Annotated in this window: 11 protein-coding genes; 5 read left to right on the top strand and 6 right to left on the bottom strand. The window is 52.1% G+C overall.

All coding sequences use genetic code 11. From position 1 onward, the window contains the following. The first annotated feature begins 13 nt into the window (after positions 1-13). A complete protein-coding gene (locus P8J86_02505) occupies positions 14-3,415 on the top strand; it encodes a hypothetical protein (GenBank protein MDG2053557.1) in 3,402 nt (1,133 codons plus the stop codon). 3 nt (positions 3,416-3,418) lie between these two features. Here P8J86_02505 and rlmN read toward each other — a convergent pair whose 3' ends face one another. Next, positions 3,419-4,510: a 23S rRNA (adenine(2503)-C(2))-methyltransferase RlmN gene (rlmN, locus tag P8J86_02500; GenBank protein ID MDG2053556.1), complete on the bottom strand. Its 1,092-nt coding sequence runs from the start codon at positions 4,508-4,510 to the stop codon at positions 3,419-3,421. Beyond that, positions 4,511-5,569 (bottom strand): 4-hydroxy-3-methylbut-2-enyl diphosphate reductase, encoded by a 1,059-nt coding sequence (ispH, locus tag P8J86_02495; protein ID MDG2053555.1) that lies wholly within the window; start codon positions 5,567-5,569, stop codon positions 4,511-4,513. Positions 5,570-5,690: 121 nt separating this feature from the next. On the opposite strand from ispH, the gene hpnC reads away from it, so the two are divergent. Genes hpnC through hpnE form a run of 3 tightly spaced genes read left to right on the top strand, consistent with a single transcriptional unit; the run spans position 5,691 to position 8,946 of the window. Then, on the top strand, positions 5,691-6,662 hold the full coding sequence (gene hpnC, locus P8J86_02490) for a squalene synthase HpnC (GenBank protein MDG2053554.1): 972 nt from the start codon (positions 5,691-5,693) through the stop codon (positions 6,660-6,662). Next, positions 6,659-7,546, top strand: a complete 888-nt coding sequence (locus tag P8J86_02485) for a phytoene/squalene synthase family protein (GenBank protein MDG2053553.1) — start codon at positions 6,659-6,661, stop codon at positions 7,544-7,546. The genes hpnC and P8J86_02485 overlap by 4 nt, the downstream gene beginning before the upstream one ends. Beyond that, positions 7,543-8,946: a hydroxysqualene dehydroxylase HpnE gene (gene hpnE / locus P8J86_02480; GenBank protein ID MDG2053552.1), complete on the top strand. Its 1,404-nt coding sequence runs from the start codon at positions 7,543-7,545 to the stop codon at positions 8,944-8,946. The genes P8J86_02485 and hpnE overlap by 4 nt, the downstream gene beginning before the upstream one ends. A 58-nt stretch (positions 8,947-9,004) precedes the next feature. Here hpnE and P8J86_02475 read toward each other — a convergent pair whose 3' ends face one another. The 3 genes from P8J86_02475 to hutI form a co-directional block, all read right to left on the bottom strand. Next, positions 9,005-11,170, bottom strand: coding sequence for a prolyl oligopeptidase family serine peptidase (locus P8J86_02475; protein ID MDG2053551.1), 2,166 nt, complete (start codon positions 11,168-11,170; stop codon positions 9,005-9,007). 204 nt (positions 11,171-11,374) lie between these two features. Continuing rightward, positions 11,375-12,190, bottom strand: a complete 816-nt coding sequence (gene map / locus P8J86_02470) for a type I methionyl aminopeptidase (protein MDG2053550.1) — start codon at positions 12,188-12,190, stop codon at positions 11,375-11,377. Positions 12,191-12,246: 56 nt separating this feature from the next. Further along, positions 12,247-13,506 carry an imidazolonepropionase gene (hutI, locus tag P8J86_02465; GenBank protein MDG2053549.1) on the bottom strand — a complete coding sequence of 420 codons (1,260 nt, stop codon included), beginning with the start codon at positions 13,504-13,506 and terminating at the stop codon, positions 12,247-12,249. A gap of 260 nt (positions 13,507-13,766) precedes the next feature. On the opposite strand from hutI, the gene P8J86_02460 reads away from it, so the two are divergent. Further along, the gene (locus P8J86_02460; GenBank protein MDG2053548.1) at positions 13,767-14,156 is read left to right on the top strand and encodes an STAS domain-containing protein; all 390 of its coding nucleotides are present in this window, start codon (positions 13,767-13,769) and stop codon (positions 14,154-14,156) included. A gap of 14 nt (positions 14,157-14,170) precedes the next feature. Here P8J86_02460 and hutU read toward each other — a convergent pair whose 3' ends face one another. After that, positions 14,171-15,835, bottom strand: a complete 1,665-nt coding sequence (gene hutU, locus P8J86_02455) for a urocanate hydratase (protein MDG2053547.1) — start codon at positions 15,833-15,835, stop codon at positions 14,171-14,173. Positions 15,836-15,844: the final 9 nt, after the last annotated feature.

Raw genomic sequence — 15,844 nt, 5'->3', positions numbered from 1 at the left:
CGATGGTCCAGGCGTGGAAACTGGATCAAACAGACAGGCGCCCCATGCACTGAATACCGGCAGTGGACTTGTCTATCTCACTTATGCTCAGACTATTCTCAAAAGTGCCCTGGAGTGCGAGCCCCCAATTTCGCTGATTGCGACGCCAAGGCTGGGGCCGGCCGATCTGGCCTCCACTGGGGAGGAGTCCCTGACAAAATCGATTCTCCAGCAGCATGACATTGAGTTGCTTTCCACCTTGGACTCCGCTCGCGCGGTTCATTTGGCTTGGAATGAAACACTTGCTGGTCGCAATGTTCTTTCATCAGTCCCAAATAACCAACTCGCCAAAGTGTGGGATGAACTAGAGCGAATGACTGAGGCAACCCGTTCTACGAAGGGTGTCCTCGTGCTGCTACTTGAGGATGACCACGATAATGAGCCCCGCCTATGCCCTCGGCAAACCGCTGCAAAATTTGGCATCCCATGCTTAGAACCAGCAAGCCTCTCACAACTCCGCGACTCTATTGAATTCGCACTGCGACTGGGCCGAGCGGGCAAGCAAGTGGTTGCAATCATCTGTCATTCCTCCTTGGTTCATTCAGGAGGTTCAATTGAGGGGCGACCGAATCGTGGTGATGAACCTGAAGTGTTACGACAACATGAACGTCGACGCCGTTGGCGCGGGCAAGAGGGTGGAGGGCTTATGCGTGTCGCCAGACGCATGGAGCTCAATAGTGCCTCAGCACTACCGAGTCCTGGCGAGCGAGCAAACTTTGGTTTTATAACCGTGGGCGTTGCTGATCCATCGCTTGATTACCTTGTCGAACTTTTTAACTTGACGGGGCGCGTGCCCATTTTGCAATTGGGCTTGATCGATCCAGTTGACTTGCCAGCCATCAGTCGAATCCTCACCCGATGCCACCAGGTGATTGTGCTTGAGACTCGGCCTGGATGTGTGATGGATAAAATTATTGATGCCGCAGAGACACTCCGAGCCCAGGGGCAGAAGCCAGGCCTCATTTGGGGACGTACGCTACCTCAAGATCGCGATGGCGTGGTTCGTACGATTGCACCTGGGGATGTGGCTCATCCATCCTTGCTAGCGAGATCTATTGATCATCTACTGCATGAGATTGGCCCTAGTCGACAGGTACAACACCATCTTACGCCGGCCATCCTAAGCCCAGAGGTAATGCTGCCGCCACGCGGTGAGATAGTCGGTCCTGCGGCAGCTTGGGCAGCGCTGCAGGCACTTGTTGTTTCAGCATTTCAGTCACTGGTAGAAAATCCTGGAGAAATCGAACCAGCCGCCTTGCCGACAGGCCTCGTGATTGATGGTGACTTGGAATTAGGGACACGACAACAACCAACATTCATTGAGAAATGGTCTCACGACGCATTTGTGCAGCATGGCGCGGGAGCGATACCGCAGGCAGCCCTCGCTAAAAAGAACTGCGTGATGTTAATTCTGGAGTCATCAGGCCAACTCGATCTTGAACGTTTTGCAACTGCATTAGTACCTGCCAAAGTCACTGAAGGAACAAAAATACTAGTTGGCAATTTGGATGATGTGACTGCATTGACAGAGGCGATTGCAGAAGGGCTGCTTGGCGCCAAGCTTACAGTTCTAATTGTGCGAGACGGCCCACCGCCACGCTTTGATGTGCGACGGATCGAACAAATGTTGGTGGAAATTGACGAACGCGGATTTCAGCCCTTGCAGCGATTAAGGCAGGCGGCTGAAGAAGCTTGCCGGATTCGTGCAAGGCGAGCTACTGTGACAAGTGAACGCGAGCATCCCGATACCGTAGAGCCGCTTGCTTCGGTGTTTTCTGCACAAGCGGTGCCAGCAGGTCATCGAGCTACGTTTAGAAGCCGAATTCGTCCGCTCCTTGAGCAAGTTGAGGTCATACGCACTCGGCCGCCAGTTCATCGTCTCAGAGAACTCGGGTCTGAAGTATTGCCAACACCAACGCCGATTCATGGCAAGAGCGCCCACTGGCGTGTCCATCTCGCAGGGTATCGGGGAGATCCACCTGGTCTCATTGCACAGATACTCTGTCAGGCCGCACATGAGATGGGTTACGCAGTTGCAGTGCGGTATCAGCCCAGTCCAATTGGTGCTGGTCGCCGGGCATGGTCGCAGCTCCTCTTTTCTCAGCCGCGTAGTGATGGCCTCACTGATCCGCCAACAATTCCCTTTGGTGATGCTGATTTGCTCCTGGGGCTCGATCCGATTGAAACAGCTCGAGCTATTGCACCCGATCGGTCACTTCGTGTGGCAAATGCTGAGCAAACTTATGTCGTCGCCAATACCGGTGAGTTTGATGCGGATCACAGATCTCCTGACATGGGTATTTTGGATCAATGGCTCAGAGAGACAGCGAGAACAGATATCCGCCTTCTCGAAGATGTCGCATCTCTGGGGCGAAGCTGGTTCTTAACCGACCGTTTGACCGATCTGGTTCTTCTTGGCAGTGCGTTCCAGTTGGGACTCATACCACTGACGGCAGATGCGATGGAAAGTGCTGTGCGCGCAACAGAATCGCCTCAGTTTGGACGCTTGATGGAAGCTTTTATATTTGGAAGACGATTGGTCGTACATCGGGACCGAATTGTCAGACCTCGCGTACGTACGGAGGGATCAGTCAGCCGACTTGTGCGACGCCTTGAACTCCTTGTACCACCACGGCGGTGGTGGCAGTGGCGGCCTGGCCGCTTTGCCAAGAAGCACGATCCCAAGAGATTCTGTCAGCTCCTCACACACTCAATCTCACTCATGCCCGGCATGCTTGAAACCGCACCTGGAAGAGAGTCTGCCAGCGACTTCGTCCATAGTCTCTACAGGTGTATGCAGTGGGGTGGGTATGAGTACGCGAAACGATATGCAGATTTAATCACTGGGCTCTACAGTGTTGACCGCGCAGATCATGGCCGACAGCTCACGAGATCTGCCGTACTTCCACTTGCGGACTGCATGCTCATTCGCGATCCAATTTATATCGCTGCGATGATTGTCAGTCGAGCACATCGAATGAGAACGCGCCAGCGGCTTGATGTTAAGCATGCCCGCGGCGATGAAATCGAAAGACGTTTTTTGGTGCGATTTGAGCTGACTGTTCTCAAGTGGCGTCTTCGTGCAGATGTTCGAACAAGTGATTGGATGGCTTGCCTCGCCTCCGAGCTTCGGCACACGGTGCCATTTCGATGGAGAGGCACGCGACGGCAGAGGGAGCTCCGGAGGCTCTTGGTCTCGATGGCAGAAGATGTGGCCAATGCTTCCTCGACTGACCACAAGCGGATGCTGCTGATGTTTCAGACGCTTAATACAATGGTCGAAAGTGGCGAATTTCGGAGCGCTACTTCAGATGACATTACGAGAATTATCGCTGGCTTCACAGAATCAGACGGCCAGATTCCAAGCGATGACTAGCGATTACGACTTGCTTTTAAGATCACCGGCGGTCTGCTGAATCGTTGGCTGAGTCAATCGCCGCAGCTGGCCACATGCGGCAGCGATATCACGACCCCGGCTCTTACGAATATGCGCGTTGACGCGCTTGCCACGTAGGATCTCTTGAAAACGAAGCACGTCATCTGTGGCAGGACGCTCATAAGGCAGGCCTTTGACTTCGTTATATCTGATCAAGTTTATGTTGGCACGCAACTGTTTCGCTACAACAGCCAGCTCTCTGGCATGTTCTGGAAAATCATTGACCCCACCCAGAAGAAGGTACTCGAGCGTAATCTCTCGACCGGAGCGACGAAAGTACTCTTGGCACGCATCTAGCAATTCAGAAATAGTTGCATATTCAGCCCAAGGTATGAGCTCGCGCCTTAGTTCATCGTTGGGAGCATGGAGGCTCAGTGCAAGCGTAATAGGTAGATCAAATGCCGCCAAGCGACGGATCGCTACCGGCAAGCCCACGGTTGATACGGTAATGCGACGTGCTCCGATACCAAATCCCCAGGGAGCGTTGAGGGTTTTGATTGCTTTGGTCACGCTTGCAAAATTGGCCAATGGCTCACCCATGCCCATGAAGACAACATGTGTAATACGCTCACGACCTGCTAAACGAGTCAGATGATAGACCTGTTCAACGATCCTTCCAGCGGTCAGATTTCCTTCTAATCCACCCAGCCCCGAAGCGCAGAACCGGCAACCGACAGGGCACCCAATCTGACTCGAAAGACAGGCTGTTGCGCGCTGGCCATCCGGAATCATTACTGACTCACCAAGCTTGAGTTCATCACCTGTATCGGGCCAACGAACCAATATTTTTTGTGTGCCATCTGTGGCAAGCTGGTGACGGTTCACCTGGCCCTCTAGAAAAACCATCTTTTCAGCCAAGAGATCGCGCGTCGATTGGCGGAGATTGCTCATTTCTTGCGGATTGGCGCAACCGTGCTGATAAACCCATTGTTGTATCTGGCCTGCTGTATAGCTGGGCAGATCATTCTCATCGCACCAATGGACAAGCTGGTCCTGATCGAGATCAAAGAAAGCAGTTGTTGCGGAATGACTCATTTAGCCGTTGGCAGACACAGTTAGATCAACACGGCGGTGTGCAATTCCGTGGCCATCGAGAAAACTATCAATTGATGCCGTCTTATCCATTTGAATACGGCGACCAGAAGGATCAATGCCGCGTGACCGCATGAAGTGCTTTAGTGTACCGGGCAGGCCAAACTCAACAGCCTCCTGCGAAACATCACGCTGTTCAACCTCGCCACCATATTCATCAATCATGTGCAAGATAAGATCTTTGACGAGGTGCTCTGGTGCACTGGCGCCTGCAGTAATCAAAACACGATTGATGCCCTCAAACCATTCTGATTTTAGTTCAGATTTATCATCAATAAGAATGGCACGCGTTCCTAGCCCCTCCGAGATTTCTGTCAGTCGCAAAGAGTTTGAACTCGTAATGCTACCAACAACTAAAACCAGATCGCAGTCTGGAGCAATCGCCCGAACTGCAATCTGTCGATTTGTCGTGGCATAGCAGATGTCATCACTCGGCGGCGACTTGATCTCCGGGAACGCTCCTTTGAGCGCCTGGATAATCACTTCAGCATCATCCATGCTCAGTGTTGTCTGAGTCAGATAGACAAGCTTCTTGGGATCCAGAATATTGAGTCCTGGAATATCTTCAGCAGCCTCAACAACCTGCATTGCTTCTGGTGCCTCACCTCTGGTTCCAATGACCTCTTGGTGATCTGCATGTCCAATCAAGAGTATTTGATAACCTTTGCGGGCATACCGAACAGCTTCAGCATGTACCTTGGTGACAAGCGGACAAGTTGCGTCGATCGCAGTAAGGTTTCGTTCGGCCGCTTCTTTTCGCAAAGCCGGACTCACACCGTGAGCGCTGAAGACACAGATCGATCCCGATGGGACCTCTTGAAGATCATCAACGAAAGTAACGCCTTCTTCTCTGAAGCGATCGACCACGTGCTTGTTATGGACGATCTCGTGATAAACAAAGATTGGCTCTTCTGGGCAAATTTCTAACAGCTGATCGACCACGTCAATCGCCATATAGACTCCGGCACAGAAACCCCTCGGATTGGCAAGAATAAGTTCCATTGTGTTTTGATACTCCAGGAAGATCATATGCCCCCCCTGCGGGCGACTCAAGACCTGATCGACTGGTCTGGTCACCTCAGGCCCGATACAGTGGCCCATCTCAGTGGAGTTTCCTCTAAAAGTGAACAGCAATACCCATCTTAATCCGGCCTCTCAGTTGGCCCTTTATGGCCCAGATCAGGTCCAGCCTGTGACGCTCGATGAGGCCCAGGCCTACTGCCGACGGCTTACGACCGGACATTATGAGAACTTCACCGTTCTCAGTCGCCTCGTCCCAATTGAGAGGCGACCAGATTTTGCTGCGATCTATAGCTTCTGCCGCTGGTCAGATGATCTGGGTGATGAGATAGGGGACAAAGATCGGTCAACTGAGCTGCTTCAGTGGTGGCGCAGTGAACTGCATAAATGCTTTGCCGGAGAGAGTCGGCACCCTGTCTTTGTTGCTCTACAGCCTGCGATCGAACGGCGAGGCCTCCAAGTCAAACCGTTTGATGACCTCATTTCTGCATTTGAGCAAGACCAGCACAAAACACGATACGAAAGCTGGGACGATGTCTTGGCGTATTGCCAATTGAGTGCGAACCCGGTTGGCCGACTGGTTCTTGCTGTTTGTGAGGACGAGCCAGTCAGTAAGCAGCAGCTCAGCCAAAGCGATGACATCTGCACTGCACTACAACTCACAAATCATTGGCAAGATGTTCAGCGTGATTGGCTGGAGCGAGATCGACTCTACATACCAAACGCGTTAATCTCGAGTACTGATTTTGAAGCACGACTGGATGCCTCATGCAGACAAGGGTACGCGCCGGATCAGACATTCTTGGGAGAATTTCAAAAGACGATCCGCCTTTGTGTAGATAAAACTTGGATGCTCTACGAGCGAGGCTGTCCATTAATTGATCAGGTGTCGCCAACCACTCGGCCGTTGATCTGGCTCTTTGCAGCAGGAGGCCGCACCATTCTCCGCCGAATAGAACAGTGGAACTGCATGACGTGTCTGATGAGGCCCCGATTAACGAAATTCACGAAAGCCCAACTGCTACTCAACGCTTGGTGCCTGGCCTGGCGGCTTAGAAGGAGTAAGGCGAATTGACACAGCTCGCTAGCACAGCACAGGCATTTGAAACATGCCGTCAGATTACGCGGACCAGAGCCCGGAATTTTTACTACGGACTCAAGCTCCTTCCAGAGCCGCAGCGATCTTCACTGTATGCGGTCTATACCTGGATGCGAGAAGCTGATGATATGGTCGATGATGCGGTTGACTCCAAGCAAGCTGAAGAAGCGTTAAATCAGTTTGCACAGCTGACCGACATCGCACTACGAGGTGCGCCCGCTTCAGACGAAGCAGTATGGATCGCACTCTCAGAAGTTGCCCAACGCACATCCTTAGACCACAAGCCATTTCATGACATGCTGCGTGGCCAATTGGACGATGTTCAAAGTACACACTACGAGAGCTTCGAAGATCTTGAACAATACTGCCATCGTGTGGCTTCGACCGTTGGTCTGGTTTGTATCGCTATCTGGGGCTACCGAGGTCCAAGTGAGAAAGCCAACGACCTTGCCATCAAGCGTGGCGTTGCTTTTCAGCTCACAAATATTCTTCGCGACTTCCGTGAAGATTATTCCATTGGCCGGGTCTATCTTCCTGCGGATGAATTCGCACAACACGAGATCACGCCAGAGGATTTTTACAATTGGACCGATGGCAAGAAATGCCGCGAATTCATCATCGCCCAGATCGATCGAGCCCGGTGCTTTTATATCGAGTCTGCACCGCTTGACGCCCTGATTAACCCGGCGTGCCAATCAACTCTTTGGGCCATGACAAAAATCTACCGCCAGTTGCTTGAGAAGCTGGCTCAACAGCCTGATCGATTGGCGAGTAATCGTCGCCTGCGACTCACTGCACTGCAGAAGAGCTCCATTGCACTCCAAGCTCGCTTGAGATCATCGCAGGTCATTCGCAAGTGAGCGACCGTGTGGTCATCCTAGGTGGCGGTCTTGCTGGCATTGCTGCAGCCATCAGCTTGGTGGATGCTGGTCGTCCGGTGACACTTATTGAAACAAAGAAGCGACTCGGAGGCAGAGCCACTAGCTTTGTCGACCCGCGTACTGGCGCCGTCTTGGACAACTGCCAGCATGTCGTGCTGGGCTGCTGCACAAATCTTCTCGACCTCTATCAGCGACTGGACGTGCTTGATCAGATCCAGTGGCATCGAACCCTGTACTGGACTGATGGGAAGCAAAAGGCTGATAGAAATGGAACAGATCGCTTTGAAGCCAATTGGCTTCCAGCACCATTACACCTGGGCAAGTCTTTGCGTCGAATGAAAATCTTCGATCGTGCCCAAAAACGTCAGATTCAACGTGGAATGCTGCGCATGTTGCGCCTTGGTATTCGTCGAAGGGGTGACTGGGAAGGCAAGACCTTCAGGCTCTTCCTTGACGAAGCAGGACAGTCGCCAGAAATCATAGATCGTTTTTGGAATCCAATCGTCGTGAGTGCCTGCAATCTTGATGTGGACCGGGTTGGTGCGACACATGCGCTGCAGGTGTTTCAGGAGGGCTTTCTTGGCAATCGTTTTTCCTATGTCATGGGCCTTTCGCAAGTGCCACTGGTCGAACTCTATGGGACTGTCGAGTCATATCTCAATAAATATGGCGGCGAAATTCAACTTGGCGTTTCTGCCAAAGCCATCAACTTTGATGGGCGCCGTGTCACTGGCGTGGTCACAGCAAATGAACTCATTGAAGCCAAGACGGTGATATCAACGCTTCCGTTTGATCGTTTAGACAAGATTATCTCAGAACCATTGCGAAGCGCCGATGCAAGATTGCAAGATCTTGGCCAATTCGAAGTGAGTCCGATTCTTGGAGTCCACCTGGTGTTTGACCGGCAGGTGATGAGCTTGCCCCACTTGGTCTTTGCAGGTGGTGATGTCCACTGGATTTTCAACAAGGGAACTGACAAGGACGGGCAGCAACATATTCATGCTGTTATCAGTGGCGCAGAGCAATGGATGACTCTTGATGAGGGGGCGATTGTCAATCGCGTTCTTGATGCAATAGGTGACGCATTACCAGACATCAAAGATGCCACTTTGCTGGTTCATCGATCAGTGAAAGAGAAGCGAGCTACGTTCGCCGCTACAGCTGATATCAACGCCTATCGTCCTGGCCCAGGCGCCCCGGCGCTCGGCGGTGTCTCCAATTTACTGATTGCTGGCGATTGGTCTTCAACTGGCTGGCCAGCAACGATGGAAGGGGCGACACGCAGCGGCTATGCAGCAGCGAGCCTGGCCGGAGGCTGCATTGAAGAGCGGCCAGATATCTCCATCAGTTGGATGGCTCGCTTGCTCGGGCTCCGCTAAATTGTTGAGCATCGCCGAGGTTCAGATCTCTATCGCCACAATCCTGCGAGTATCACATTTACTGCTGCTCGACTGGCTCATCCACAATCATTTCGGCCTGTTGCTTCATGCCCAATTCATTGGCCAAGAATGACCAACTATCTGTCACGGCATCGATCCGTTTTGTGGTCGGTGTCCCCGCGCCATGGCCAGCTGATGTTTCAACCCGAATCAGAACCGGAGCATCGCCTTGATGGGCTTTTTGAAGCGCCGCTGCATACTTGAAGCTATGCGCAGGGACGACACGATCATCTGTGTCGCCAGTGGTAATCATTGTGGCTGGATATTCAGTGCCTGGTTCTAGGTTGTGTAGCGGCGAATATGCGTAGAGATTGGCAAACTCATCGGGATGATCTGTGCTGCCGTACTCGCTGACCCAAAGATGACCAACTGTAAAATCACTAAAACGCAGCATGTCCATCACACCAACAGCAGGAAGCGCTGCGCCGAACAACTCAGGCCGCTGCGTCATGCATGCACCAACAAGGAGCCCGCCATTGCTGCCGCCTTGGATGGCCAAGTGCTGAGGACTTGTGTATCCCTCATCGATCAGGTACTCAGCAGCAGCAATGAAATCATCAAATACATTTTGCTTTTTCATCAGCATGCCATCTTCGTGCCATGCCTCTCCATATTCATCACCACCGCGCAGATTGGCGACCGCAAAGATGCCGCCCATTTCCATCCACACCAGACGTGAGATTGAAAAATAGGGGAGTATTGCGATGTTAAACCCACCGTAACCATAGAGAAGGGTCGGGTTCTTTCCGTCTCGCTCTAGTCCTTTTCGATAGGAAATAAACATCGGGACCCTGGTGCCATCTTTGCTCTCATAAAAGACTTGCTCAGTTTCAAAGTCTTCAACTTTTGCATTGATGTCGGCCTGCCAGAGTTTTCGCATTCTGCCCGTACCAACTTCGTACTGGAAAATGGTTGGTGGTGTTGTGTAATTGGTGAATGTAAAGAATGTTTGATCATGTGAGGGCCGCCCCGTGAGGCCACCAACTCGGCCAGGACCAGGCAGTGGCACATCTCGAACATGATGGCCATGTTTGTCGTAGACGCGAACATGAGAGGTGACATCAATGAGTTCATTGGTAATAAAGTGATTGTCGATGTACTTGACACTTTGAAGCGTTGCGTCCGTTTGTGGGAGGATTTCGGTCCAGGCTTCTGGGCTCGGATTTGCCACATCCATGGCGATCACGCGCCCCCGAGGCGCATCTCGATCTGTTTTCATAAACAATGTGGACCCGTCATTGCCTAGCAGGCTGTAGTCATTTTCAAATGCGCCTACCAATTCAGTTGGTTCGCTGCCTGGATCCTGAAGGTCCCAAAGGTACACCTTGTACTTATGTATTGTCCCGTAATACACCCACACCAAAAGATAGCGGCCATCTTCTGTAACCGTTGGAGCAAAGCCCCATTTTGGCTGCTCGGGCATCGAGAAGATTAATGTGTCTTCCGACTGAGGCGTTCCCATCGCATGAAAATAAATCGCTTCGTTTTCGTTCGCGGCTGAGAATTCTTGCCCCTCTTCTGGCTCGGGGTAGCGAGCGTAATAAAAGCCCTTGTTGTCAGCCGTCCAGGCGACTGATCCATCTTTCGTCCAACGAATAACGTCTGGCAAATCTTTGCCGGTCGCTAAATCACGAACCCGCCAGACCTTCCAATCAGAGCCGGCCTTCGACGTGGCGTAGCCCATCAGACTTCCATCGTTGGTGAAAGAAGTTCCCGCAAGCGCTACGGTTCCCTCATCGGACCATGAATTTGGATCAAGCAGCACTTTACCGGGCTTGATAATGTCATCGGTGGCAAACAAGACGTTCTGATTCTGTAGACCAGTGTTATGAAAAACGTAGTACTTCTCACCGTGGCGGAAGGGCGTCGTGAATTTTTCATAATCCCATATCTCGGTCAGACGATCATGTATCTGGTCGCGACCTGGAATGTCGTGAAGATATCCAAACGTCACTTCATTTTGCTGTTCAATCCACTGCGCAACTTCCGGTGCACTGTGAGGATGCTCCTCGAGCCAGCGATAAGGATCTGATACCTGAACACCGTGGTAGATATCAATATGATCGACAGTCCGCGTCTCGGGGTATTCCAGACTGCTTGGTGAGGCAATCGGCGTATCCTGGATCAAGAAAAGGCAGGCAAACAACAGCACTGAGGTAGACAAATCACAGCTCCTTGGATTGAGACAACATAGCGAACCGGTGATGATAGCTCAGTCAGAGATTTCGCGAAGCCAAATGCATCTCCATTCAATGCTCCACCTCAGCGACCGATTCACAATCGGTAGCGATGACGCCAACAGGGCCCGCACCAGCGACAAGCACTGGCTGATCGCATATCACGGATTCTCTTTGGCAGGACTTGAGCCTCAGTTACCAACAATATCTGGCAGCTGGCTCATTCCTTTGGTCAGGTCCCGGGGGCCATCACTGGTAATGAGAACATCGGCCTCATAGTGCACGCTCATCGATCCATCATCACTGAAAATCGGCCAACTATTGCGTTCGGAAGTAATAGCAGCAGTGGTGGGTGAGATCATGGGCTCAACGGCCAGGAGCATTCCAGGGTCGAAGGTCTTAAAAGCATCAGGCCACTCAGCACCATGCCGAGGAACCACGTTGGAGATGAACGGTGGGCCATGCAATGTCGTGCCATAGCCATGGCCGCCAAGGCCGCGAATCAACTGCATCTTGCACTCATCTTCGACATAGGTCTGTACTGCCCGAGCCCAATCTAATAAGGGCCGTCCCGGTTGCATTGCTTCAACGCCACGGGACAGTGACTCACGCCCGGTTCGCATGAGTGCCAAGTTGTCATCAGAAACCTCTTGAATGCCGTAGGTCCATGCAGCATCCCCAATCCAACCATGGTGCTTGACTCCGATATCAATTGAAATCATGTCACCTGGCACAAGTGGCTCTAGACGCATGTTATGTGTTCCATGAACAATACACTCATTGACCGAGAGACAGCTGTGGCTCGGAAATGGAGGAAGCCCGGCAAGTTTGTACTTCCGAAAAGCGCTGCGGCAATGCAGTGATTTTAGAATTCGTCCCACCTCTTCATCAATCTCCGCCAAGGTGAGTCCAGGCTTAACGTAATCAACCAACGCAAAATGAGTGTCAACGACGCACTTTGCGGCAGCAGCAGCATTATCAATATCACGTTCACGCGACACAATCATCAAGTAAATCCTAACAGGCTAAGGAAGAAAACAGGGGGTGCCCTAAAGGCTTGTTTTCAAGACTCTTCTTCATCGGTCGCAATTGCTCTGGCATGCACAATGCGACCGCTGACCGCCACAAGCAGGGGGCCAGCATTAGCAAACTCGTAAGCAAGCTCTCTTTCATCGTCTGTATCTAGGAGCTGCAGATCTGCCCGCTTTCCTACTTCAATGGTGGCCGTGGAATCCTGTATCCCCAAAACACATGCCGCGTTATAGGTGGCCGCTGTAATCGCTTCGGCACAAGTCATCTTCATTCGCCGAACGGCCAGTGAAATAGTAAATGCCATCGATGGCGTGGGCGCTGATCCTGGATTGTAATTTGAAGCAATGGCCAATGCGCATCCAGCATCAAGCAGGCGACGCCCCGGAGCATAGCGATCATCGAGGCTAAAGCCACTACAAGGAAGGAGTACTCCAATCGTCTCGCTGTCTGCGAGTCGCTTGACGTCCGCATCTGAGATCGCCTCAAGATGATCAACACTCACCGCACCCATTTCGATTGCAGCCTGAGTCATACCCAAAGAGTTAAATTGATCGGTATGTACCCGCAAGGGGCATCCTTGCTGGCGAGCTGCTTCAAAGAGTCGAATGGTATCTGCCACAGACCAAGCGCCCTTTTCACAGTAGGCATCACAAGCAATACCAGGAAACTCACCACATACAGCTGGCAAACACTCGCTAATGGTTCGTTCTACAAAATCTGGCACATCAGGGTCGATTGCATGAGCACCAAGGAAAGTTCCGACCAGCAGCTGGACAGACTCTTGACTGGCGGCGTGAATCGCCCGAATCATCTTGAGTTCGTTCTCTGTGTTGAGGCCATAACCTGACTTCACTTCGACCGCTCCAGTACCGAGCGCTGCCATCGAAGAAAGCCTTCGCATTAACATCGAGACCAGATCTTCTTCGCTGGTCTCACGAACGGCTCTGACCGTCGACATAATGCCGCCACCGTCTTTGAGGATGTCCAAATAGGTACGACCAGCCTGAGCCATTTCAAACTCATCAAGTCGGCTGCCGGCCCAGCAGGCATGGGTATGCGAATCCACAAATGCTGGCATCAAAACACAGCCGTCAGCATCGAATACATCTTCAAGACCATCTTGCTCAGGGAGTCCTGCTCCAACAGCTGAAATCATCCCGTCATGAATGGTGACATAGCCGCAATCAATAACACCCATTTGATTCATCGCATCACCGCGCCGAGGACCTGGAGCATCCTTGTCGCCAGCGAGGGTCACTATTCGGGCATTGATGATGGTGAAATCGGCCATTGGGCCGACACTCTAGCACCCAGAAAGGTTCGGGTCAGCCCCGTTACCAGAGAAGCAAACCAGGAGCGGGGGTTGGTCTGTGACAGAGATGCAGGCCAGAAGGTCCGAAATAATGGCAAGGAGGCATATGAGAGCGGATTTAAACCTGGTTCTCGGGCAAGTCCGGGTGGCGTGATGTCGATCCCTTCTCATGAAGCAGGGTAAAAGTTCCCATTATTCCTGGCCTCGCTGAAGATGGCCGGCCAGGAGGAGGCAATGACATGCACAGCTCAGTGCGAGGCACCGAAAAACCAGCAACGCTGTTCGTAGACTTTTCAATCGAACAATCAGCACTCCTGATCACACCAGTCGGCCCCAATATTGGCACACGAGAAGTCTCGATTATTGCCCAAGCAGTGCGGAGACATCTTGCAGCCATTCCGTCTCACATCACGGCATTGGTATTTGATTTCAATCGCGTCAAATTCCTCAATAGCATGGGCCTTGGAATGCTGATTGAGATTCGTGGCGAGGCCAATCGTCTTCACCTTGGTACAGGAATGGTCAACGTCAATGACGAATTGACCACGATTATCAAGTCAATGAAAATCAACCGGCTTATCCCGATCTGCAACACCGCTCGCAAACTTCGTCGGCTCATGGCTGCATAGTTACTGCAAGCAGCTTATTGATCTCGCATCGGAATTGGCACATCCTGCTGGTCAGCAACCCGCTCGGCCAACTCATATCCCGCGTCAACATGACGAATGACACCCATCATTGGATCATTGGTCAAGACACGCTTGAGGCGAGCGTCTGCTTCCTTTGTTCCATCTGCGACAACAACGAGACCAGCATGCTGAGCAAAGCCAATACCAACACCGCCGCCATGATGGAAACTCGTCCAACTTGCACCGCTTGCCGTACTGACTGCAAAGTTAAGCAACGGCCAGTCGCTGATCGCATCTGATCCATCGAGCATTCCTTCAGTCTCTCGATTTGGCGAAGCAACCGACCCACAGTCGAGATGATCGCGACCAATCACGATTGGAGCACTTACTTTTCCAGACGCGACAAGCTCGTTAAAGGCAAGGCCGGCCTTATCACGCTGTCCGAGGCCAAGCCAGCAGATACGACAAGGCAGCCCCTGGAAAGCAACCCGCTCCTGCGCCATTGTGATCCATCTCTTGAGAGCCACATCATTGGGAAAGAGATCAAGAATAACCTGATCAGTTGCTGCAATATCCGCTGGATCTCCCGAAAGTGCAGCCCAGCGAAAAGGGCCACGCCCCTGGCAGAATTGCGGTCGGATATAAGCGGGCACAAAGCCAGGAAATGCAAAAGCATCGGCAAAGCCATTGTCTAGCGCACGCTGGCGAATATTGTTTCCGTAGTCAAAGGTCCGCGCACCTTGCTTTTGAAGGTCCACCATCAATCTGACGTGGGTCTCCATCGTATCCATTGAACGGCGAACATAGTCTTCTGGATCTTCCTCTCGAAGGTTGTCTGCCGCCGCACGCGAAAGTCCGGCTGGGTAGTAGCCCGCAAGAGGATCATGAGCACTCGTTTGATCTGTCAGCGTGTCAGGAACAATACCGCGAGACTTCAGTCGCTCAAGCAAGTCGACGGCATTGCCTAGCCAGCCAATTGATACCGGCTCTTTTGCATTCTTGGCTGCCACGGCCCGATCGATTGCTGCGTCTAATTCCTCTATCACTTCGTCCAAATAGCGATCGTGTACGCGCTTTTCCAATCGTTCACTGCAGATCTCTGCAATGAGACATGTTCCTTCATTCATTGTGATGGCCAGTGGCTGGGCGCCACCCATGCCGCCACAACCTGCAGTCACGTTCAGGGTGCCTGCAAGCGTGCCCCCAAAATGTTCTCGAGCACATTGCGCATAAGTTTCATAGGTCCCCTGAAGAATGCCTTGCGTACCAATATAAATCCAAGACCCCGCCGTCATTTGCCCGAACATAATCAGCCCACGCGCGGCTAGATCATCAAAGTGTTCTTGCGTCGCCCAGTGGGGGACAAGATTTGAATTCGCAATAATGACACGAGGTGCATCAGGTGTCGTTTTCATGATCCCGACAGGTTTGCCTGATTGAATCAGCAGCGTCTCATCCGGCTCCAGCGACTTAAGGGAGGCAATAATGGCGTCGTAGGCAGCCCATGAACGGGCTGCTTGCCCGCGCCCACCGTAAACGACAAGTTCATTGGGCTTTTCAGCAACTTCCGGATCAAGATTATTCATCAACATGCGCATCGCAGCCTCGGCCTGCCAGGTCTTGCATGTAAGTGATGCTCCTCGTGGAGCACGAATGGTTCGAGCTTCTGTTTGTGTCATTGGGTAATC

Source organism: Phycisphaerales bacterium, assembly GCA_029268515.1.
In the GTDB taxonomy this organism is placed as follows: domain Bacteria; phylum Planctomycetota; class Phycisphaerae; order Phycisphaerales; family SM1A02; genus JAQWNP01.
This window is presented reverse-complemented; position numbering and strand designations above follow the sequence as displayed.

Coding starts and splice junctions, on each gene's coding strand:
- rlmN (MDG2053556.1), bottom strand. CDS start 4,510: ATGAGTCATTCCGCAACAACTGCTTTCTTTGATCTCGATCAGGACCAG.
- ispH (MDG2053555.1), bottom strand. CDS start 5,569: ATGGAACTTATTCTTGCCAATCCGAGGGGTTTCTGTGCCGGAGTCTAT.
- map (MDG2053550.1), bottom strand. CDS start 12,190: ATGATTGTGTCGCGTGAACGTGATATTGATAATGCTGCTGCTGCCGCA.
- hutI (MDG2053549.1), bottom strand. CDS start 13,506: ATGGCCGATTTCACCATCATCAATGCCCGAATAGTGACCCTCGCTGGC.
- P8J86_02460 (MDG2053548.1), top strand. CDS start 13,767: ATGCACAGCTCAGTGCGAGGCACCGAAAAACCAGCAACGCTGTTCGTA.
- hutU (MDG2053547.1), bottom strand. CDS start 15,835: ATGACACAAACAGAAGCTCGAACCATTCGTGCTCCACGAGGAGCATCA.